Raw genomic sequence first — 639 nt, 5'->3', positions numbered from 1 at the left:
GGCAAAGACGAAGCGGGAGTGCGCGGAAAAGCTGAAGAAGCTGAAAGAGCAGTGCGGCGGCTTCCGCCCTGTTCAAGTCCGGCCTGAGATGCGGTTCGGGGACTGGTTAGAGTACTGGTGCCAGAACTTCTCCAAACCGAAGCTGCGGCAAAGCACACAACTTAGTTACGAGGGATGGATCTGCAACCGCCTGATCCCCGGCGTGGGAGACATCCCTCTGAACAAGCTGACCCAGGCAGATCTCCAGACCTTCTTCCGCAGCATGAAAGAAGCCGGTCGGATGACCAATGTAGACAAATGCGGAAAGGGGCTGTCAGACCGCTCAGTGCGAAGCTGCTACGCTGTCTGCCAGATGGCACTGGACAAGGCAGTGGAGGAGCGGCTGGTCCACAGCAACCCGGCCATCGGATGCAAGCTGCCGCCCCTGAAGGGCAAAGAGATGAAAATTCTGACCCAGGATGAGATTCAGCGGTTCCTCATTCAGTCCAAAGCGGAGGGGATGTACGAGCTGTTCCTTCTCGAGCTGACCACCGGAATGCGCCGGGGGGAACTGCTGGCCCTTCGCTGGGAGGACCTGGACTTCGCCACCGGAAAGCTCCGCATCGACAAACAGGTCAACCCGGTAGGCGGCAAGCTAGT

At 58.8% G+C, this 639-nt stretch carries 1 protein-coding gene; it reads left to right on the top strand.

The genetic code is table 11. From position 1 onward, the window contains the following. Positions 1-639 (top strand): tyrosine-type recombinase/integrase (locus tag B5E43_RS14770; RefSeq protein ID WP_158099079.1); only part of this gene is annotated, 639 nt, incomplete at both ends.

This window comes from Flavonifractor sp. An100, assembly GCF_002161175.1.
In the GTDB taxonomy this organism is placed as follows: Bacteria; Bacillota; Clostridia; order Oscillospirales; family Oscillospiraceae; genus Lawsonibacter.
This window is presented reverse-complemented; position numbering and strand designations above follow the sequence as displayed.